General features: G+C 73.1%; 21 protein-coding genes, 7 tRNA genes and 2 pseudogenes. 15 read left to right on the plus strand and 15 right to left on the minus strand.

Going from position 1 to position 18,256, the window contains the following annotated elements; genetic code table 11:
- Positions 1-91: 91 nt before the first annotated feature.
- On the minus strand, positions 92-1,387 hold the full coding sequence (locus ACIBAE_RS10820; protein WP_399283896.1) for a hypothetical protein: 1,296 nt from the start codon (positions 1,385-1,387) through the stop codon (positions 92-94).
- Positions 1,387-1,959 (minus strand): DUF4365 domain-containing protein, encoded by a 573-nt coding sequence (locus ACIBAE_RS10825; RefSeq protein WP_399283898.1) that lies wholly within the window; start codon positions 1,957-1,959, stop codon positions 1,387-1,389. Before ACIBAE_RS10825 ends, ACIBAE_RS10820 begins: the two co-directional genes overlap by 1 nt.
- A 188-nt stretch (positions 1,960-2,147) precedes the next feature.
- Here ACIBAE_RS10825 and ACIBAE_RS10830 point away from each other — a divergent pair, with 188 nt between their 5' ends.
- Complete coding sequence (locus ACIBAE_RS10830; protein WP_399283900.1) at positions 2,148-2,876, plus strand: 3'-5' exonuclease; 729 nt, start codon at positions 2,148-2,150, stop codon at positions 2,874-2,876.
- Between the two features lie 58 nt (positions 2,877-2,934).
- Here the strand turns inward: ACIBAE_RS10830 and ACIBAE_RS10835 are convergent.
- Positions 2,935-3,006: transfer RNA gene (locus ACIBAE_RS10835), tRNA-Val, on the minus strand.
- Positions 3,007-3,146: 140 nt separating this feature from the next.
- Here ACIBAE_RS10835 and ACIBAE_RS10840 point away from each other — a divergent pair.
- A complete protein-coding gene (locus ACIBAE_RS10840) occupies positions 3,147-5,645 on the plus strand; it encodes an SCO7613 C-terminal domain-containing membrane protein (protein WP_399283902.1) in 2,499 nt (832 codons plus the stop codon).
- Between the two features lie 101 nt (positions 5,646-5,746).
- On the opposite strand, the gene ACIBAE_RS10845 is transcribed toward ACIBAE_RS10840, so the two are convergent.
- Positions 5,747-5,818: transfer RNA gene (locus ACIBAE_RS10845), tRNA-Val, on the minus strand.
- A 78-nt stretch (positions 5,819-5,896) separates the two neighbouring features.
- Positions 5,897-6,355: a TIGR02611 family protein gene (locus tag ACIBAE_RS10850; RefSeq protein ID WP_399283904.1), complete on the minus strand. Its 459-nt coding sequence runs from the start codon at positions 6,353-6,355 to the stop codon at positions 5,897-5,899.
- 190 nt (positions 6,356-6,545) lie between these two features.
- Between ACIBAE_RS10850 and ACIBAE_RS10855 the strand changes: the two genes are divergently transcribed.
- Positions 6,546-6,959, plus strand: coding sequence for an SsgA family sporulation/cell division regulator (locus ACIBAE_RS10855; protein WP_003959770.1), 414 nt, complete (start codon positions 6,546-6,548; stop codon positions 6,957-6,959).
- A gap of 250 nt (positions 6,960-7,209) precedes the next feature.
- Entirely contained in the window at positions 7,210-7,779 is a 570-nt protein-coding gene (locus ACIBAE_RS10860; protein ID WP_399284261.1) for a CGNR zinc finger domain-containing protein, read from the plus strand.
- Between the two features lie 3 nt (positions 7,780-7,782).
- Here ACIBAE_RS10860 and ACIBAE_RS10865 read toward each other — a convergent pair whose 3' ends face one another.
- A complete protein-coding gene (locus ACIBAE_RS10865; protein ID WP_399283905.1) occupies positions 7,783-7,935 on the minus strand; it encodes a hypothetical protein in 153 nt (50 codons plus the stop codon).
- A 193-nt stretch (positions 7,936-8,128) separates the two neighbouring features.
- Complete coding sequence (locus ACIBAE_RS10870; RefSeq protein WP_399284262.1) at positions 8,129-8,575, minus strand: hypothetical protein; 447 nt, start codon at positions 8,573-8,575, stop codon at positions 8,129-8,131.
- A 216-nt stretch (positions 8,576-8,791) separates the two neighbouring features.
- Here ACIBAE_RS10870 and ACIBAE_RS10875 point away from each other — a divergent pair, with 216 nt between their 5' ends.
- Positions 8,792-9,310 carry a DsbA family protein gene (locus ACIBAE_RS10875; RefSeq protein WP_399283907.1) on the plus strand — a complete coding sequence of 173 codons (519 nt, stop codon included), beginning with the start codon at positions 8,792-8,794 and terminating at the stop codon, positions 9,308-9,310.
- A gap of 9 nt (positions 9,311-9,319) precedes the next feature.
- Here ACIBAE_RS10875 and ACIBAE_RS10880 read toward each other — a convergent pair whose 3' ends face one another.
- The 3 genes from ACIBAE_RS10880 to ACIBAE_RS10890 are packed head-to-tail and all read right to left on the minus strand — an operon-like array spanning position 9,320 to position 12,089.
- Complete coding sequence (locus tag ACIBAE_RS10880; RefSeq protein ID WP_399283909.1) at positions 9,320-10,159, minus strand: GNAT family N-acetyltransferase; 840 nt, start codon at positions 10,157-10,159, stop codon at positions 9,320-9,322.
- Between the two features lie 52 nt (positions 10,160-10,211).
- Positions 10,212-11,033 (minus strand): aminotransferase class IV, encoded by an 822-nt coding sequence (locus ACIBAE_RS10885; RefSeq protein ID WP_399283911.1) that lies wholly within the window; start codon positions 11,031-11,033, stop codon positions 10,212-10,214.
- Complete coding sequence (locus ACIBAE_RS10890) at positions 11,034-12,089, minus strand: chorismate-binding protein (RefSeq protein WP_399283912.1); 1,056 nt, start codon at positions 12,087-12,089, stop codon at positions 11,034-11,036.
- Between the two features lie 156 nt (positions 12,090-12,245).
- Between ACIBAE_RS10890 and ACIBAE_RS10895 the strand changes: the two genes are divergently transcribed.
- The 5 genes from ACIBAE_RS10895 to ACIBAE_RS10915 all read left to right on the plus strand — a co-directional run bounded on the left by ACIBAE_RS10895 (position 12,246) and on the right by ACIBAE_RS10915 (position 12,736).
- Positions 12,246-12,318 (plus strand) — tRNA-Gly (locus ACIBAE_RS10895).
- 38 nt (positions 12,319-12,356) lie between these two features.
- A tRNA-Cys gene (locus ACIBAE_RS10900) sits at positions 12,357-12,430 on the plus strand.
- 1 nt (position 12,431) lies between these two features.
- Positions 12,432-12,503 (plus strand) — tRNA-Val (locus tag ACIBAE_RS10905).
- A 21-nt stretch (positions 12,504-12,524) separates the two neighbouring features.
- A tRNA-Val gene (locus tag ACIBAE_RS10910) sits at positions 12,525-12,596 on the plus strand.
- A 65-nt stretch (positions 12,597-12,661) separates the two neighbouring features.
- Positions 12,662-12,736, plus strand: a tRNA-Val gene (locus ACIBAE_RS10915).
- A gap of 149 nt (positions 12,737-12,885) precedes the next feature.
- Here the strand turns inward: ACIBAE_RS10915 and ACIBAE_RS10920 are convergent.
- The 3 genes from ACIBAE_RS10920 to ACIBAE_RS10930 form a co-directional block, all read right to left on the minus strand.
- Positions 12,886-13,179: a zf-TFIIB domain-containing protein gene (locus ACIBAE_RS10920; protein WP_399283913.1), complete on the minus strand. Its 294-nt coding sequence runs from the start codon at positions 13,177-13,179 to the stop codon at positions 12,886-12,888.
- 69 nt (positions 13,180-13,248) lie between these two features.
- On the minus strand, positions 13,249-14,211 hold the full coding sequence (locus ACIBAE_RS10925) for an aminoglycoside phosphotransferase family protein (protein ID WP_399283915.1): 963 nt from the start codon (positions 14,209-14,211) through the stop codon (positions 13,249-13,251).
- 406 nt (positions 14,212-14,617) lie between these two features.
- On the minus strand, positions 14,618-14,824 hold the full coding sequence (locus ACIBAE_RS10930) for a hypothetical protein (RefSeq protein WP_399283917.1): 207 nt from the start codon (positions 14,822-14,824) through the stop codon (positions 14,618-14,620).
- A gap of 637 nt (positions 14,825-15,461) precedes the next feature.
- On the opposite strand from ACIBAE_RS10930, the gene ACIBAE_RS10935 reads away from it, so the two are divergent.
- Both ACIBAE_RS10935 and ACIBAE_RS10940 read left to right on the plus strand, forming a co-directional pair.
- Positions 15,462-16,670, plus strand: coding sequence for a serine/threonine-protein kinase (locus ACIBAE_RS10935; protein ID WP_399284263.1), 1,209 nt, complete (start codon positions 15,462-15,464; stop codon positions 16,668-16,670).
- 182 nt (positions 16,671-16,852) lie between these two features.
- Positions 16,853-17,066, plus strand: a pseudogene (locus ACIBAE_RS10940) (tyrosine-type recombinase/integrase); the annotation flags it as partial.
- 27 nt (positions 17,067-17,093) lie between these two features.
- On the opposite strand, the gene ACIBAE_RS10945 reads toward ACIBAE_RS10940, so the two are convergent.
- Both ACIBAE_RS10945 and ACIBAE_RS10950 read right to left on the minus strand, forming a co-directional pair.
- Positions 17,094-17,297 (minus strand): hypothetical protein, encoded by a 204-nt coding sequence (locus tag ACIBAE_RS10945; RefSeq protein ID WP_399283918.1) that lies wholly within the window; start codon positions 17,295-17,297, stop codon positions 17,094-17,096.
- On the minus strand, positions 17,294-17,575 hold the full coding sequence (locus ACIBAE_RS10950) for a hypothetical protein (protein ID WP_399284287.1): 282 nt from the start codon (positions 17,573-17,575) through the stop codon (positions 17,294-17,296). Before ACIBAE_RS10950 ends, ACIBAE_RS10945 begins: the two co-directional genes overlap by 4 nt.
- On the opposite strand from ACIBAE_RS10950, the gene ACIBAE_RS10955 reads away from it, so the two are divergent.
- The 3 genes and pseudogenes from ACIBAE_RS10955 (at position 17,462) to ACIBAE_RS10965 (ending at position 18,158) form a co-directional block, all read left to right on the plus strand.
- Positions 17,462-17,737, plus strand: a complete 276-nt coding sequence (locus ACIBAE_RS10955) for a winged helix-turn-helix domain-containing protein (RefSeq protein ID WP_399284264.1) — start codon at positions 17,462-17,464, stop codon at positions 17,735-17,737. The two genes, ACIBAE_RS10950 and ACIBAE_RS10955, sit on opposite strands and share 114 nt — an antisense overlap.
- Positions 17,707-17,790 (plus strand): annotated as a pseudogene (locus tag ACIBAE_RS10960) (hypothetical protein); the annotation flags it as partial. The gene ACIBAE_RS10955 and the pseudogene ACIBAE_RS10960, both read left to right, overlap by 31 nt.
- 23 nt (positions 17,791-17,813) lie before the next feature.
- Complete coding sequence (locus ACIBAE_RS10965; RefSeq protein ID WP_399283919.1) at positions 17,814-18,158, plus strand: transposase; 345 nt, start codon at positions 17,814-17,816, stop codon at positions 18,156-18,158.
- Positions 18,159-18,256 lie beyond the last annotated feature (98 nt).

The raw sequence follows: 18,256 nt of genomic DNA on the forward strand, positions 1-18,256 counted from the left end.
CGTACCGAGCCCGGGACCCCGCTCGCGAAACGGTTTGCGGAGGCCCTCTCCGGCCGCCCTCCGCACCGCCGTCGATCTCCCCCGCCGCACGTCAGTCTCCCCCGCCGCACGCCTCCTCGAAGAAGTCCAGATTCTCCTGGAGCGACTTCATCAGCCGGTCCCGCTCCGCCTCGTCGACCTGGACCGGGACCACGCTCGTCGCGTCGGTGAGCCGCCGGAATCCGCCCCGGCTCTCCAGCCGGCCGACCACGCGGATCGGCAGGCCGAGCAGATGCGCGTGCCCGGCGATGCGGTACGACTCCTCGTCGAGCGCGACCCGTACCTGCGGCACGTCCGCCCCGGCGAGCACCCGGAGCCGTACGGACCCGTCGCCGTGCGGTCCGGTCCGGCGCATCCTGATCACGGCGCCGGTGAGGCGCACCGGCACGGACGGCTCGACCCGCAGGTAGCGCCTGCCCGCCTCGCGCAGGGCGGGCAGGTCGCCGGGTGAGAATTCCACCGGCTCGGGACGGGCCGCGCACCCCTGCGGCACACCGGCGCCCGGCGCCCAGGCCAGCCCGATCCGGGCACCCTCCGTGCCCCGTACGAGCGCCACGACCGCCTCGGTGAGCTCCCGGCTCACTCCGGCCCGCACAGCCGCGTCGAACGCCTCCATCCCGCCGGTGGCCCGCTGGTAGTCGGCGGCCTCGCGGGCGGCGTACAGCGCGTCGTGCAGCCGTACGGCGACGGCCCGCCCGGTCGCCACCGGCAGGAACGCGGTCAGCTCGCGTCCGCCGGGCGCGGACCCGACCAGGACGCCCTCCAGGGACGCCTGGGCCTGCCGGCGATGGCGTGCCCCGTAGTACCCGGCCCGGCCGCGCGCCGCGAGCGCCCCGGCGAGCAGGAGCTGCCGGGCGGCCGACCTGAGCTGTTCCTGTACGGTCCAGGCCGCCGCGCCCGAGGGACCGGGCGGCACATCACGCCACCAGCGGATCTCGTCGCTGGGCACGGCGAGCCCGACCAGGACCTCGCGGGCGGAGGGGGCCGCGCTGCGGGCGAGCGCGGTCAGGGCTTCGGTGAGCAGGTCCTCGCAGTCGGGGAAGGCGCGGCTCTCGGGGACGAGCAGGCTCGTCCCGCCGGCGCCGGGTCCCGGCGGGGTCCAGCGGGCGTAGCGCCCGGGGGATCCGCCGCGCCGCCGCCAGCCGTGCCGGGCGAGGAGCGCGGCGAGGACGGCGGGGTCGGTCCGCGAGGGATCGAGGTCGCGGCTCCCGTCGAAGTCCGCGGCCGGGTCGGGGCCTGGGTACCCGGCCACGCCGCCGGCCCAGGGGCCGGGGAGGTCGATGGCCGGGTGGGGGCGTACCCCTGACGGGGTTTCCTCGTCGCTGGGTTCGTCGGACGGCCGGTGCATCACGGTCTCCCTCCCGACCCGACCCGGGCCATGATCTCGCAGAGGGCCCGGTCGTCGAAGATCCGCGCGGTGGGAACCCGCACGGTGGTCCTGTGCCGGCCGGTCACCGGGTGGCCGGCCAGATTGATCCAGTAGCAGCAGTGTCTGAGGTCGAGCCGGTCGTGGTCGGCGCGCAGCCATTCGTCCTGCGTCCTGGGCACCAGCATCACGACGAGGATCTTGTGCACCGAGACGGGGGTGCGGGCGAGCTTCACCAGGTGGGCGTTGTCGAGGGTGAAGGAGAAGGCCGGTCCTGCGGGATGCCGGACAGGCCCCAGCTGGTAGGTGCATTTGAGCTGCACCTTGATGGTCACTTCGTCGTCGACGGTGTGGCTGGGTGAGCCGTGACTGACGTGCCAGTCGATGCCGTTGTCGGGGAACGGCTGGCTCAGTGAGCAGCCGGCCGCGGCGGCGACGGCGTGCAGGTAGCCCACCTGGAGTGTCTCCATGCAGGCGGTGGTGGCGAGCGCTCCGCGCAGCGGTGCTATCCGCTCGGGCAGCAACCCGCCCGGTTCAGGCTGCGCGAGAGCCATGGCTCTGGTGCCTTCCGGGCCGTGCCGGTCAGTTGGGGGCGACGGCCCGTCAACTTCTCGTACCGTCAAGAGTGTTGTCGCCAGGTCAAGCCCTCCCTAAACGGCGCGTACCTCACGACCTGTCCGGGTATCACCGATTCGGGCAGGGGATGCACGCCATCTGCCGCGTATGCGCGAGGAGTTCAGCAATGACGTGTTGGTACGAAGGGCCGCTGGCCGCATTCGACACCGAGACGACGGGGGTGGACGTCGAGGAGGACCGCATCGTCTCGGCCGCTCTGGTCGTCCAGGACATGACGGGTGCGCGGCCGAGGGTGCTGCGCTGGCTGATAGACCCCGGCGTGCCGGTGCCCCCCGGGGCCACCGAGGTGCACGGTCTGACCGACGACTTCCTGCACCGCAACGGCCGCTGGCCGGCGCCCGCGGTGGAGGAGATGGCCAGGGCGCTGGGCGAGCAGTGCGGGTCCGGCCGGCCCCTCGTGGTGATGAACGCACCGTTCGATCTGACGATCCTGGACCGTGAACTGCGCCGCCACCGGGCGTCGTCGCTGGCCGCGGCCCTGGAGGGGGTGCCCCTGTCCGTGCTGGATCCCCGGGTCCTGGACAAGCATCTGGACCGGTACCGCAAGGGCCGCCGCAGGCTCACCGATCTCTGTGCGCACTACGAGGTGGAGCTGGACGGGGCGCATGACGCGGCGGTGGACGCGCTGGCGGCACTGGAGGTCGTCCGGGCGGTCGGCCGCCGTTTCGCGTCGCGGATGGAGCGGCTGACCGCCGGCGAGCTGCACCGGCAGCAGGCCGTCTGGCACGCGGCACAGGCACGCGGGCTGCAGGCGTGGTTCTCCCGGCAGGGGACGGCGGAGTCGGTGGACACGGCGTGGCCGCTGCGGCCCGAACTGCCCGCCGCCGCAGCCTGATTCACCGGTCCGGAACGCGCGAAAGCCGGTCCGTCGATGACGGACCGGCCTTTCCCGGTGGGCGATACTGGGTTCGAACCAGTGACCTCTTCGGTGTGAACGAAGCGCTCTCCCACTGAGCTAATCGCCCGGGAACGGATTGAACCTTACAGGCCCGGCGGGTTCCCTCCAAACCGGATACCGGGTACTCACTCCTGAGCACCAGGGCGGCTGCGTACCTGAGTACCTGAGCCGATGGCAGGCCGGGCGCCCCGGACCACACTCGCTCCCATGGAGAATGTTCCGCAGCCCGCCCGCGAGCTGGCGATCCTCGACGGGGAGCTGCTGCGACTCGACGCCCGCAGAGCCCAGTTGCTGAGCCGCCGGTCCTATCTGGTGGGTCTGCTCACCCGGCCCGCGCCACCGGCGCCGCCCGTCCTTCCCCGTCCGGAGACGTCCGCCTCGGGTGCGCAGAACGCGCTGCTGACCATCGGCGGGATCCTGCTGGCGGTCGCCGCCACCGCTTTCACCCTGGTCAGCTGGGGCCGGCTGGGAATCGGCGGCCGCGCGGTGGTGCTGACCGCCGTGACCGCTCTGGCGCTCACCGCCCCGGCGGCGCTGGCGCGCCGGGGACTCGCCTCCACGGCGGAGGCGGTGGCCGCACTGGGGCTGCTGCTGACGGTGCTCGACGCGTACGCCGGGTATCGGGTGGCGCCGCCCGGGACGGGCCCGCTCGGCTACACGGCGGGCGCCACCGCCGTGCTCGGCGCGCTCTGGGCCGGGTACGGTGTCGCGCTCCCCCGGCTGCGCCTTCCGCTCCCGGCGGCCGTGGTGGTCGCCCAATTCCCGCTGGTGCTCTGGTCGTTCGCGGCGGGGGCGTCGGCGCTGACGACGGCCTGGGCCCTGCTGCTGACCGCCGCTCCGGCCGCGGTGGCCGCCCGGTCGGTCACGGCGGCCACGCGGCGGGCCGTGGGAATCGTGGTCGTGGTCGCCGCCGGGGTGAGCGGGGGCGCGGCGCTGCTGACCGGAGTCACCCTGTCCGTGTCGGCCGGGACGCCGCTCGCCGCGACGGGCCCCGGGGTGCTGCTCCTGGCGGCGACGGCCCTCGGTCTGTTCGCGGCCTGGCGGGATGCCGGTACGGGGGCCGGGCTCGCGTGCGCGGTCGTGGCCGGCCTGGCGGCGGTGGCCGGGGCCGGCGGTGTGCTGGGCGCGGCACTGCCGGACGGCTGGGCCGTTCCCGGGTATCTGCTGTGCGGTCTCGTGCTGTCGGCGGTCGTGGCGACTTCGGCTGCGGCTGCGCCTGCGACTTCGGCTGCGGCTACGGCTACGGCTACGGCTACGGCTACGGCGGGAAGGGCCCGGCTGCCGCGCCCGGTCGCCGGGGGCCTGACCGGCGCGGCGGCGGCGGTGACGGCCGGGGCCGTCCTCTGGGCCCTGCCCTCGGTCGCCATGGCCCTCCTGAGCGGGGTACGGCTGATCCCGTCGATCTGGGCGGGCGACCCGGGCGGCCCGCGTACGGCGCTCGTCATGGGCCTGCCGTGGACGGAGCGGACGACCGCGCCGCTGGTCCTGCTGACGGCGGCCGCGGCCCTGGCGACGGCGTACCGGTGGCCGGCCGCCGTGCCGGTCGCGGCGGGGAAGCCGTGGCGCGCCCCGGCGCTGTGCGGCGCTCTGGCACTCACCTGGTCCGCCGTCCTGACACTGCCGCTCGCGCTCGGTCTGGGCCGTCCGGCCGCGACGGCGCTGCTGCTGGCCCTGACGGCGGCCGTCCTGGCGCCTGCCGCGTTTCATCGCGGCTCGGCGGGCCCGGCGCCGGCCGTCACCGCGCTGCTCTGCGCGGCCGTGGGGTCGGTCGGGGTGGCGCTGCTGTCCCTCGGCACCCGGCCCGCGACGGTGACCGTGCTCGCGGTGCTGACGGTCCTGTTCGCCGGAGCCGCCGTGGTCGCGGCGGTGACCGTACGCCCGTCGGCGCGGGTCGTGGGGGCGGTGCTCGCGTGCGTGGCCGCCGGATACGCGACCGCTCTGGCGGTGGCCGTGCCGGTCGCGGCGGGGCTGCCGGCGGAGGGTGCGGCCCTGGCCGTCCTCGCCGTGCCCGCCGCCGTGGCGGTGCCGGCCGCCCGCCTGCGCGGCCGTCCGGTTGCCCTGCCCCTGGAAATCACGGCCGCCGGGGCCGTTCCGCTCGCGGTGATGCTGGCCTCGGGGCGGGCGTCCGCGCTCGCGCTGGTGCTGGGTCTGAGCGGGGTGATCGCGGCGGGTACGGCGGTACGCGCCGAGCGGCGTCCGGTCGCCGGGTACCTGGCCGCGACGCTCTTCGTACTGGCGGCCTGGGTCCGGCTCGCCGCTTCCGGCGCGGCCGGACCGGAGGCGTACACGCTGCCGGTGACGGTCCTGGCGCTCGCCGTGGGGGCGCTGCGGCGCCGGCGCGACCCGGACGCGTCCTCGTGGACGGCGTACGGCCCCGGTCTCGCCGCGACGCTGCTGCCGAGCCTGCTGGCCGCGTGGGGGGACGCGCACGGGACGAGGCCGCTGCTGCTGGGGCTCGCCGCCCTGGCCGTCACGCTCGTCGGCGCCCGGCTGAGGCTGCTCGCTCCCCTGCTGCTGGGCGGCGCGGTCCTCGCCCTGGACGGGCTGCACGAGCTCGCCCCGTACGTCGTGCAGGCCGTGGGCGCGCTGCCGCGCTGGCTGCCGCCTGCCCTCGCCGGGCTGCTGCTCCTGGTGGTGGGCGCGACGTACGAACAGCGCCTGCGGGACGCCCGCAAGCTGCGCAGGACCCTGGGCCGGATGCGCTGACCCGGCGCGGAACGCGCCGGCCCCGGCGGGGGGCACGGCCGGGGTGGGAAAACGACCGAGGCCCCGAAGACCTGTGCGGTCTTCGGGGCCTCGATTCCGGGTGGGCGATACTGGGTTCGAACCAGTGACCTCTTCGGTGTGAACGAAGCGCTCTCCCACTGAGCTAATCGCCCGGGCGCACCGCAAACATTACCCCATGTCAGGGCCGTCGCCCGACGCGCGCCGGGAGGCTCACCGGAACGTGCGCCGGGTCATCGGGTGACCTTCCAGGGCATTGCCAGTCCGAACTTCCAGACGTAGAGACCGGCCAGTACGGCGAGGATCAGCAGGCCGATGGTGGCGAGGATGACGTTCCGCCGCCTGACCCTGGGGTCGAGGGCTTTCTGGGCCGCCTCGCTGACCTTGCGCTTCGTCCAGCGGAGAACCAGCTGGGCCCAGACGAACTCGGTCGCCCAGACCGCCATTCCGCCGAAGACCACGAGCCAGCCGGGGCCCGGCAGCGGGATCAGGACGATGCCTATCCCCACGATCGCGAGACCGACGAGGAAGACGCCGATCTTCCAGGTCAGGTGAAGGGGCCCGGAAGACTTGATGAATTCGGGCGCGCGTGAGCCCAGCGCCCGTTCCGGCACCGGCTCTCCGGTCGCCGTGATGGTCGTCGCGCCATCCGCCACGACGACACGCCCCCGCTGGTCACTCTCCGCATGCATGGGCACCAACGTACCGGATTCGGCCCCATCACCGGTATGGCCGTATGGCCCGAAGTCGGACACCGCCATACGAGCTACTTGAAGGCCCACAAAAAGGGCAGAGGGGTTTACAACGGCACCGTAGGTGGCATGTCGATTTCGCCGACGTGCGAATCCCCGAGCGCACACTGAGCGAAAGGCCCTGGCGCTTATGAACACCACGGTCAGCTGCGAGCTGCACCTGCGCCTCGTTGTATCGAGCGAGTCATCACTGCCTGTACCCGCGGGCCTGCGGTATGACACGGCCGATCCTTACGCCGTGCACGCCACCTTCCACACCGGAGCCGAGGAGACGGTCGAGTGGGTCTTCGCCCGCGACCTTCTCGCCGAGGGGCTGCACCGGCCCACCGGCACCGGCGACGTCCGAGTCTGGCCGTCCCGCAGTCACGGTCAGGGCGTCGTCTGCATCGCTCTGAGTTCCCCGGAGGGCGAAGCCCTGCTCGAAGCCCCGGCGCGGGCTCTGGAGTCGTTCCTCAAGCGGACCGACGCCGCGGTGCCACCCGGCACCGAGCATCGTCACTTCGATCTCGACACGGAGCTCTCCCACATCCTGGCCGAGAGCTGAGCCAGGCAAAGGGCTGCTCGGCGCCGTCCGACTCGGGGAGACGGCGCCGTGCGGACAATCGCATACGGAGCACACCGGCGCCGGAGCCGCGGAATCCACCGCGGCGACGGCGCCGGTGCGTTCCCCCGCCACTGCCCGCCGGGCAGCCGCCGGCCGACCGGCAGCCCGGCGCCGCCTCCCGACAGCCGGTCCGTCTAAAGTCAGCGGAATGACGCGGGCACCAGGCCCGTGGCGGGCCAGGGAGCGGATGGTGCTGATTCCCCACGACACCCGGAATGCGCTCGAGACCGTCGTCGATCTGGTGAACACCGCGCCGGAATACGATCCGGGCGCCGACACCGGCGACGGCTTGGCGGATGTCAGGGCGCTGTACGCCTTCCTGCGGGGTCACAGCATCAGCGGCGTGGGTGAGCTGAGCAGCCGGGACCTGCGCGCCGTCATGGACGTACGGACCCGGTTCACGCAGGTGTTCGCCGCGCCGGACGCCCCCACCGCAGCCAATCTGATCAACCGCCTGGTGGCGGCGGCCGGGACGACCCCGCAGCTGACCGACCACGACGGCTACGACTGGCATGTCCACTACTTCGCGCCGGGTGCCTCCGTCGCCGATCATCTGGCCGCCGACTGCGGCATGGCACTGGCCTTCATGGTCGTGGCGGGCGAGCAGGAGCGGCTGCGGCGCTGCGAGGCCCCGGACTGCGGGCGCGCGTTCGTCGACCTGTCGCGCAACCGGTCGCGCAGGTACTGCTCCAGCCGGACCTGCGGCAACCGTCTGCATGTGGCCGCGTACCGGGCCCGCCGCAAGGAAGCGGCCGGCTGACCCTCACAGCAGGAACATGTCGTGCACCGCCGCCATCAGCAGCAGCGAGCCGATCACCGCCAGGAAGATCATCAACGGCGGCTGGGAGAGCGCGAAAAGACAACCGCGCTGCTCATCGGTGGGTACGGGGGGGTCGCCCCGGGAGGTATCGAGCATCTCGGGGCGATGATGGCCTACCTCGAACCCGGCCCATGACCAATCGGCACCTTCCGGGCGGGAGTTCATCATATTCCGTGGAAAAAGACCCGGAAACCCTGCTGGAGCCGCGCTGACCTGCAAGGGTGCCCGGGCGGTTCGCGCGCCGGGGCCGTAGCCGGGCGCCGCGCCCGTCCTGGAGGCCGTGCCCGCCTCAGATGCCGTGCTTCTTCAGGATGGCCTCGATGTCCCGGAAGTCGTCGCCGGACCGCGCCGGCTCCGGCTCGGCCTTCGGCCGCGCGGCCTGCCCGGTGCCCGGGCCGAGCGAGGGCACGGACGCCGCGGGCTCGACGACACCCCGCCGGGCCGCCTTCTCGGCCGCCTTGCGCTCCTTGCGGCTCCGGCCGCCGCGCCGCTCCAGCGCGCGGGTGGTCAGGAAGAGCAGCCAGGCGATCGCGAGCACCCCGAAGCCCGCCCAGGCCACCGGGGAGAACGCCGTATGGGCGGCCCACTTCACGATGCCCGTCATCACCAGCGCGATCGGCACCAGCGCGTAGGCGGTGATCCGCGCGGCGGCGAGGAAACGCTTGCGGTACGCCGTGATCGCGGCGACGCCCAGGCCCGCCGCTGACAGCGCCGCGCCAATGGTCTCGGCAATCATCAGGTCCTCCAGGCACAGCACCTCATGGCGTCGTGGTCGAACGCCTCTCTTCTCCATCGTGCACCTCCCGGCGGGCTCGGGGCCACGGGCCCGTCCCCGCCCCGGGACATCTGGGGGACATCTCCGGGACGGCATCCTCCCCAGGTCCCGGTCGGCCGGGTGCGCCCGGACGAGGTCCCGGTCGGGCGGGACCTGGCGTGCTGGAAGACTGGACCCATGAACGACTCCACCACCACCCGCCCCGTCGTCCTCGACCTCTGGTGCGAGCTCCAGTGCTCCGACTGCCACAGCGCCCTGGACGACGTGCGCGCCCTGCGCGCCCGCTACGGGGACCGGCTGGAGCTGCGGCTCCGGCACTTCCCCCTGGAGAAGCACCGGCACGCGTACGCCGCCGCGCAGGCCGCCGAGGAGGCCGTCGACCAGGGGCAGGGCTGGCCGTACGTGGAGGCCGTGCTGGCCCGTACCGAGGAGCTCGCCGCCGGGGGCGAGCCCGTCCTGCTGCGGATCGCGCGCGATCTCGGCCTGGACGCCGAGGAGTTCGACACCGCGCTGATCGACGGGCGGCACCTGCTGATCGTCGACGCCGACCAGGCCGAGGGCAAAGCCATCGGGGTGACCGGCACGCCCACGTACGTCATCGACGGCGAACGGCTCGACGGCGGCCGGAGCCAGGAGGGGCTGCGGGAGCGCATCGAGGAGATCGCCGACCGCCTGCTGGCGGACGACGGCGCGTAGGCCCGGACCTCAGACCAGCCGCTTGTAGAAGTGGTGGTGGGTCGTCGCGAAGCCGAGCGACTCGTACAGCCGTACGGCCGGAGTGTTGTCCGCGAAGACGTGCAGGCCCAGCAGGGTGTGGCCGGACTCCAGGGCGATCCGCTCGGCGAGCAGCATGAGCGCGCGGCCGTAGCCCTTGCCGCGCCGGCCGTCGGCGACCGCCACGTCGTAGACGTACGCACCCCGCTCGCCGGGGCGTACCTCGCGGCCCGCGAGCCAGACATGGCCCACCACCCGTCCTTCGTGGACGAGCACGTTCATCGAGACCCCGGGGGTGGCGAGCCCGTCGGGGAGGTCTGCCCGGTGGCTCGCCTCGGACTTGGCGCGGGCCTGCTCCGGGGGCACCCCCCGGTCGATCCAGCTCCGTGCGTAGCCGTCGCACGAGGCGGCCAGCCACTCCTGGAACTCCGTCTCGTTCATGGACCGGCCCTGGACGCCCCCCGGGAGCGCGGGGGGCTCGGGCGGCAGTTCCTTGTCCATGTTGCGGCTGCGTTCGGTGTAGCCGAGGGATTCCAGCATGCGCAGCGCCGGACCGGACCCGGCGGGCACGGATGCCAGGACCTGGGTGCAGCCCCAGCCGCGCAGTACCTCCTCGGCGGCGAGTGCGGCGACCGTGGCGCGGCCGCGCCGCCGGTCGGGTCCGTCGATCCACAGAGCGTGGAGCATCCCGGCGGTGGGGCCGAAGCCGGGATCCGTGCCCAGGTCGATCGTTCCGACGGGACGGCTGTTCACGCGGACCTCGTAGGAGCGTGACAGGGTGCCGTCGGCAGTGCGCTGGAGCGGCCCGGTCGGCCGCAGGGTGGTGGTCATCAGGGAAGTTCTACCCACCGTGCGTGCTCGCGTCATCCGGTTTCCGGCCGGTTCACGGGTCGAGGTCGGCGCCGGCCCGTTCGTCGAAGACGCGCATCGCCTTGGCCGTCACGGGCCCGGGGACGTCCGCCAGTTCACGGTCGTCCACGCGGTGAACCGCCTGGACGTCGCGCAGGGTCGAGGTCAGGAAAATCTCGTCCGCGCGCCGCAGGGCATCGAGCGGCAGGTCGCTCTCGCGGGCCCCGGACCACTCGACGGCGAGGGCGCGGGTGATGCCGGCCAGGCAGCCGGAGGAGACGGGTGGGGTGTGCAGTTCCCCGTCGAGGACGACGAAGACGTTGGAGCCGGTGCCCTCGCAGAGCTGTCCGACGGTGTTGGCGAAGAGTGCCTCGGAGGCGCCGCGCTCGTGCGCGCGGGCGAGAGCGACGACGTTCTCCGCGTACGAGGTGGTCTTGAGCCCGGTCAGCGCGCCGCGTTCGTTCCGCGTCCAGGGGACGGTGACGGCGGCGGTGGTGTCGGGGCGGCGCGTCGTCCGGCCGACGGCCACGACCAGCGTGGGTGCGGCGTCGCCCCGGTCGGAGCCGAGGGGAGAGACCCCGCCGGTGTACGTGATGCGCAGCCGGCCCAGTTCCATCGGATTGGCGTCGAGGACGGCCGTACAGGCGCGGCGTACCTCGTCGAGGTCGGGCTCGGGCAGGCCGAGTCCGCGCGCCGAGCGGGTCAGCCGGTCCAGGTGGCGGGTGAGGGCGAAGGGCCGGCCCCGCACCGCCTTGACCGTCTCGAAGATGCCGTCGCCGACGGTCAGTCCGTGGTCGAACACGGACACCCGGGCGGTTCCGGCCGTCTCCAGCCCGCCATTGACCCAGATGCTCATCTACGCGCTCCTTCCGCTCGCCTCGTACACACCCGACGCTATCGCGAGCAGCCTCGCCGCCTTGAGCTCGGTCTCCGCCCACTCGCCGTCGGGGTCGGAGCCCCAGGTGATCCCGGCGCCGGCCCCGAACCGCAGGACGGGTCCCGGTGTCTCGCTCCGGTCGATCCAGAAGGTCCGGATGCCGACGGCCAGCGCCGCCGTACGCCGGTCGGCGTCGACCCAGCCGATGCCGCCGCAGTAGGGGCCCCGGGGAGCCGTCTCCAGCGCTTCGATGATCGTCAGCGCGCTGGACTTGGGGGCGCCGGTGACGGACCCGGGCGGGAACGTGGCGGGCAGCAGCTCCGGCCAGCCCGCCGACCCGGTGAGTTCGCCCCGTACGGTCGAGACGAAATGGACGAGCCCCGGGTGGGCCTCGACCGCGCAGAGCGCGGGGACCGTCACGGATCCGGTGGCGCAGACGCGGCCGAGGTCGTTGCGGACGAGGTCCACGATCATGACGTTCTCGGCACGGTCCTTCTCCAGGAAGTCCGCCGCGGTGAGGGCGGTCCCCTTGATGGGCCCGGATTCCACGGTGCGGCCGTCCCGCCGCAGGAACAGCTCGGGTGAGGCGGTGGCGATCTCCACCCCGTGCCCGGGCAGCCGGATCGTGCCCGCGTAGGGGGCGGGGTTGTCGCGGGCGAGCAGGGCGGTCAGCGCGTCGACGTCGGCCGCGGCCGGGTCGGGCAGCGGCGCGGTCAGTACGCGGCAGAGGTTCACCTGGTAGACATCGCCCGCCGCGATGTGCTCGCGGATGCGGCGTACGCCCGCGGTGTACGCGGCGCGGTCGAGGGAGGACGTCCAGTCGTCGGGATGCGGTCCGCGCCACTGCCCCGGGACCGGCGCGGGCACCGGTTCGGTGCGTACGTCGTCGAAGCGGGCGCAGGTGAGGCGGCCTTCGAAGTCCGCGGCGACGGCCCAGAAGCCGGCGGAATCGAGGGCCTCGGGATCATGGGTGACGTCCCGGAGACCCGAGGCGACGAGGCCGCCGAAGCGGGCCAAAGGAGCGAGGTCGTGCACAGTTGCGAGTCTAGAACAGGAGCTCTTGGACCGACGTGACCTGAACGCGGCACCAACGCATCCCAGCACGCTGCGCAAACGCGTTTTTGTACTGGCCCGGGAATCCGCTAGAGTTCAACACGTCGCCGACCGCACAGAGTGGCCGGGAAACGACAGGCGGACGTAGCTCAGTTGGTAGAGCATCACCTTGCCAAGGTGAGGGTCGCGAGTTCGAATCTCGTCGTCCGCTCGAGAAGGTGGGGGATCTTTCCCGACCCCCACACTCCTGGTGGAGTGGCCGAGAGGCGAGGCAACGGCCTGCAAAGCCGTCTACACGGGTTCAAATCCCGTCTCCACCTCCAAGGACGATTAGCTCAGCGGGAGAGCGCTTCCCTGACACGGAAGAGGTCACTGGTTCAATCCCAGTATCGTCCACCGGATCCGCGAGGATCCCCCGCGCGATTAGCTCAGCGGGAGAGCGCTTCCCTGACACGGAAGAGGTCACTGGTTCAATCCCAGTATCGCGCACGCAGTAACGCAGAGCAGTACCCGTAGTCCCGGCACCACGTAGTCGCAGCACCCGCACGACCCCCGCGCGATTAGCTCAGCGGGAGAGCGCTTCCCTGACACGGAAGAGGTCACTGGTTCAATCCCAGTATCGCGCACCATCACGAAGCCCCTGGTCGACATCACGACCGGGGGCTTTGTCGTATGCCCGGACGCCCGGGCCCCTCTCCGGACAGCTCCGGACGGTCCTCCGGACTGCTGGGGACCGCTGGATACCCCGGGGCGCACGGGGCCCCGGGGCGCCTGGGGCTCAGGAGGAGAAGAGCATCCGGCCGAAGCTCTGCCGGCGGTGCCCGCCGTGATGCCCGCCGTGGCCGCCGTGGTGACCGCCGTGCTGCGGGGCGCCCCAGGCGGGCGCGGCCGGGTAGGCCTGGGGGGCCGGAGGCACGGGCGGGCCCGGCTGGACCCACTGCGACTCCAGGCGGGTCAGGGCCTCCAGCTCGCCGTAGTCGAGGAAGATTCCCCGGCAACCGCTGCACTGCTCGATCTGGACGCCGTTGCGGTTGTACGTGTGCATCGGTGCGTGGCACTTGGGACACTGCATGTTTGGTTCAGCTCCTCGCCGTTGGGCCCGGCGTCACCGGAACGCGGTCCCGGCGACTGTCGGTTCACCCTACGACGACGCCTCGGACGCCAACTCGGTTGCGAGGGCGCCGATGCGGGCACACGAGTCGATCATCAGCAGCTCGGCGTCATCGAGTTCCCGGCCTTCGGCGGTGGATTTGGCGATGGCGAGCGCTCCGGCCTGCACGGTGAGAGCGCGGGCGGCGACGTCCAGTTGGGGCCAGGGATCGCCTTCGGCGGGTACGGCGGGACCGTGCGCGCGGCGGTAGCCGCCGAGGAACGCCTGCCAGTCCTCCGGGGGCAGCAGACCGGCCGCGTACCAGGCGGCGGGGCGTGCCAAGTCCCAGGTGGGCTCTCCGGCCCCGAGGTCGTCCACGTCGATGAGCAGCCAGGGGCCGTCCGGAGCCGGGTGGCGGACGAGCTGGCCCAGATGCAGGTCACCGTGGCACAGGGCGCCGGGTCCCGGTGCGGGCGCCTCGTCACGGGCCCAGGCGGGGAGCCGCTCCCAGGCGCGCAGTACGGGACCGGCGGCGCGGTGGTGGCCGGCGGCCCGCATCCGGGCGACGGCAAGGGCGGCCTTGGCGGGCCCGCGCATGGCGGGGAGCGCGGCCGGGAGCGTGCCGAGCGGGACGGTGTGCAGCCGGGCGATGAGCGCCCCGGCCTCCTCCCAGGGGGCGGCGCCGGGGTCGGCGGGGTCGACCGGCGTGCCGTAGGGCCAGGCGGTGACGGGCCGCCCGTGGACCTGCTCGGTCGTCGTCGGAAGCGGCGGCAGCAGGATCCCGGCGAGCCGGGGCCGCGCGGCGACGGCGAGCCTGGCGCGGTGACCGGCCGGGTCCGTACCGTCCGCGTGCACCTTGGCGACGACCTCGCCGTGCCGTACGACGACGCCGTCGGCCCGGTCGGCCAGGACGGCTTCCTCCCGGCCGCAGCCCCGGCAGTGCGGCGAATCCGGGGCCGGATGAGCGGCTTCCCGAGCGACGGCACGGAGCACCGGAACAATGGCTGCGGTCACGTTGGTCCCCCGGATGCGAGATGTCCGGGCGGGAGCGTAACCCGGTGGCGTCGCGGCATGCGCGCCTGGGCCGCCCGGCACGGGCCGGAGCGGCGGTCCGTTCGCGCCGCGCGGGCGGGAGCGAGGAGTGGCGGGGAGGGGGGCGGGGGCCAGGAGCGGGGAGTGGGGCCGGGAGTGGGGGCCGGAGCGGGGGCCGGGAGCCCGCCGTTCACGGTCGGCGGCGGGCGGGGCGGTGGCGGGCGGCGGTTGTGGCGGGCGGGCGGTGGCGGGGCGGCCCGGACAGCGCGATGGCCGGTCAGCTCCCCAGCTGACCGGCCATACGCTGCCGTCCGCCGCACCCCCGTCCCCACGGGGCTGTCGGCCGGATGTCCCTGACCCGGACCGCTCTCCGGGTCCGGGGCGCCGCTCAGCGCCCCAGCATCAGGCCCACGGACGACGCTTGGGTGACCACCGCGTCCCAGCCGCCGAAGACGACCACGAGCAGTGCCGCCAGAGGAAGGACCATGGCGGTCGCCACCAGGGGGTGGCGGGTCCCGGACCGGCGGCCACCGAAAGCGGCGAACGCCTTGTGTCCCTGAGCGCGGATCACTGCCCGCGATGCCATGTCCGCCATGGTCCCTCCCCTGTTCTGTCCGACAGCGGCGAGCGTCTGGCCTCGGGGGACGAGTGCTGCACCCGCCGCTTGTCTCCACCCTAGGGACACGGCGGGCCCCGGGCGTCATGCCCGCGTACCGATTACCGGGCCTCCCGGAGGATGAGCCGCCACCCCGCGGCTACTCCCCTGGGTGGAGAGTCGGTCCTCGGCCACGTCAGGTGAGCCCACCGGGGCCTGCCGGAGGGAACGCCCCGAGAAGCCTCAGGGGCTCGGTTCGCCCCCCGGGGTGGGCCGTCCTGACCACCGATCCGCTGCTGGTGACTTCGCTCACTTCCACAGCTCCCCGGCGCACCGCCGTCTCCACCCGGCGGCCCGCTCGGCTCGCCACCACCTCGCAGGCGCGGGTCGGGTCACCCGCGTCCACCACGGTCTCCGCACGGTCACCCTTCACGAACCAATCCCCCTTCTGGGAGCGACCCTTGAGATCTGGCACGGCTCAGACCGAACCGGATCCGTCTGCCCCTGACCACTCCTCAATTTTCGTACCCAGCACTGACAATCGGTCGGAACGCGAGGGCGCGGCCTATGAGCACACCGGGGCGCGGGTACGTAAGCTGTGCCACGTCACACGGACGACCGGGCAGCGGGGATGGACATGGCGATGATGCGGCTCCGGCGCGAGGACCCGCGTGTCGTCGGCTCGTTCAGGCTTCACCGGCGGCTGGGCGCGGGCGGCATGGGTGTCGTCTACCTGGGTTCCGACCGGCGCGGCCAGCGCGTCGCGCTGAAGGTGATCAGGCCGGACCTGGCGGAGGATCAGGAATTCCGGTCGCGGTTCGCCCGCGAGGTCTCGGCGGCGCGGCGGATCCGGGGCGGTTGTACGGCACGGCTGGTGGCGGCGGATCTCGACGCCGACCGGCCGTGGTTCGCCACGCAGTACGTACCGGGGCCCTCGCTGCACGACAAGGTCGCCGAGGAGGGTCCGCTCTCCGCGGCCGAGGTGGCCTCGGTCGGTGCCGCGCTGTCGGAGGGCCTGGTGGCCGTGCACGAGGCCGGGGTCGTCCACCGCGATCTGAAGCCGTCGAACATCCTGCTCTCTCCCAAAGGCCCGCGCATCATCGACTTCGGCATCGCCTGGGCGACCGGCGCGAGCACGCTGACGCATGTCGGTACGGCGGTCGGGTCGCCCGGCTTCCTCGCACCCGAGCAGGTGCGGGGCGTGGCGGTGACGCCGGCCACGGACGTGTTCTCGCTGGGTGCCACCCTGGCGTACGCCGCGACCGCCGACTCCCCGTTCGGACAGGGAAGTTCGGAGGTCATGCTGTACCGCGTGGTGCACGAGGAGGCTCACCTGTACGGGGTGCCGGACGCTCTGGCCCCGCTGGTGCGCGCCTGTCTCGCCAAGGACCCGGAGGACCGTCCCAGCACGCTCCAACTGTCGATGCGACTCAAGGAGATCGCCGCCCGGGAAGCCCAGGGCCTCATCGAGAGCCGCCCGCCCGCGCAGCGGGAACGCGGTGGGCACGAGGCGCCGACCGGGCGGCTGACGGAGCGTTACACGGAGCGGGCCGTCGAGCGCGGCCCCCAGAGTCGTACGCCAGGGGCACCGGGCCCGTCGGGACCGTCCGCCGGCTCCCGCCCGCAGGCTCCCCGGAGCGGGAGCTCGGCCGCGCGTACCGGTGGCTCGCGCCCCCCGGCCCCGCGAGGCCCGGCGCGCACCGGGAGCCGTCAGAACGACCGCCCGAGGCCCACCTCGGGCGGTCTGCGGCCGGCCAATCCCCGGCTGCTGCGGCAGCGGCTGATCGTCTTCGTCGTCGTGACGATCATCGTGGCGCTGGGGATCGCCGCCGCCCAGCAGCTCTGAGCCATACCCAGCCGGCCGCGCCCACGGCTGCGAACAGGCCTCCGGAAGCCGCCGCCAGTTCTCGGGACGACCCCCTGTCGTGACCGTGCAGAAGGAGACCGCGGCGGCGCCGTTCAGCGAGTCCATGCCTCCAGAAACACCGGGAAGGAACGCCGAGCCGCAGGACGAGCCGGTCGAACAGCGGGCTCCTCCTCGCACCCCGACCGGCCGCCCCCTCGGCCCCACCAAGCTCACCCGCCGCTTCGGCAGAGTCCTCAACCGGGCCGGGCTCCGCGGCCTCCACTGCCACGACCTCCGGCACGCCGCCGCCACCCTGCTCTGGAGCGGGGCGTCGAACTCGTCGTGATCAAGGAACTTCCCGGCCACGCCCACACCGGCGTCACCGCGACCGTCTATTGATCCGAAGCGTTCGGGGGTTCTGGGTCATTGGCGGTGTGTGAGCGATCTGGTGGGGGACGCGCGGCATCTGCCGCCGTCGGCGCAGGAGGACCTGCGGCTGCGGGCGGTGGCCGCGTTGATGGTGGGCCTGGACAGTGAGGACGTCGCGGCGATGTTCGAGGTGTCGTTGAACGCGGTGGACGGCTGGTGGGCGAAGTGGCAGGCCGGCGGCCGGCGGGCGCTGGTCATGCGGCCTCCGCGGCAAACCGGTCGGTGTGCACCAGGTGCTGGACGAGGTCGATCGGGCCGCGGTGCGGCAGGCCGTCCTCGAGCACCAGCCCTGTGACATGGGGCTGGGCGGGCAGTTGTGGACGCGCCGGCTGGTGGGCGAGCTGATCGCGAAGCCGTACCGGGTGCGGCTGACCGTGTCGGGCGTGGGTAAGTACCTCGAGCGGTGGGTGCTGTCGTTCCAGCGTCCGGACAAGCGGGCTGTCGAGCAGGACCCGCAGACTGCCCGGCGTCGGCACGAGGAGACCTGGCCGGAGATCCGTGCGAAGGCGAGGAGGGACAGCGGCGAGGTTCTGTTTGCCGATCAGGTCGGTGTCCGGTCCGACCAGGTCACGGCCGCACCTGGGGCGAGAAGGGCAAGACGCCCGTGGTGTGGCGGAGCGGGAACCGGTTCTCGGTGAACGCCATGTCGGCGATCAGCACCAAAGGCCGGATGCACTTCATGGTCTTCACCGAGAGCTTCACCACCGAGGTGATGTGCCGCTTCCTGGACCGCCTCGCCGGCCACTTCGACACAAGGTCCACCTCGAGGTCGACGGACACTCCGCGCACCGCTCCAGGAAGGTCCGCGACTGGCTCGCCGCTCACCCCGGCGATGTCGAGCCGCACTTCCTGCCGCCATACTCGCCGGAGCTGAACCCCGACGAGCTGATCAACGCCGACCTCAAGCACAGCCTGCCGGAACAGCACCGGGCCCGGAACCAGGCCGCACTTGTCACCGAGGCCGCCAGTTCTGCCGCAGACGCCAGCGGCAGCCGCACATCGTCCGTGGCTACTTCGGCGGCCCGCACGTCCGCTACACCCTGGACGAGAACCCCATGAGTTTCTGATCAATACTGCCGTCAGACAGCGCTGGAGCCCCGACGGGCGTCACCCGTCGGGGCTCCAGATTTGCTGGCAGAAATAGGCGCAACCTATTG

The organism is Streptomyces sp. NPDC051569 (assembly GCF_044454085.1).
GTDB lineage: Bacteria > Actinomycetota > Actinomycetes > Streptomycetales > Streptomycetaceae > Streptomyces.